Source organism: Arthrobacter sp. SIMBA_036 (assembly GCF_046535135.1).
Lineage (GTDB): Bacteria > Actinomycetota > Actinomycetes > Actinomycetales > Micrococcaceae > Arthrobacter.
In genome coordinates, this window is sequence record NZ_JAWRXG010000325.1 from 1 (window position 1) to 254 (window position 254).

The following is a 254-nucleotide window of genomic DNA, read 5'->3' on the forward strand; positions in this document are numbered from 1 at the left end:
TGTGAAATTTGATTTAGAACCTTCCTTAATTACTGTATAGAGAATGACGTTACTTTTTAAAAATATAATATAAGTTTGTTCATAATTTCCTGGACTGTAAATACCAGTAGCTTCATTAAGGAATATTAGATTGTCAGCCGCTTTAGAGATCCTATAATTATGTCCTTGAGCATATTTAATAATTCTATTCTTAGCTTCAGCTTTAGAAATGGTGAATTTAATTTCCTTTAATTTTTTTTCCGTGAATTTGCAAT

Annotated in this window: 1 protein-coding gene; it reads right to left on the reverse strand. The window is 27.6% G+C overall.

All coding sequences use genetic code 11. The features are described from left to right. Nucleotides 1-254 (reverse strand): hypothetical protein (locus SB659_RS20060; RefSeq protein WP_410551692.1); only part of this gene is annotated, 254 nt, incomplete at both ends.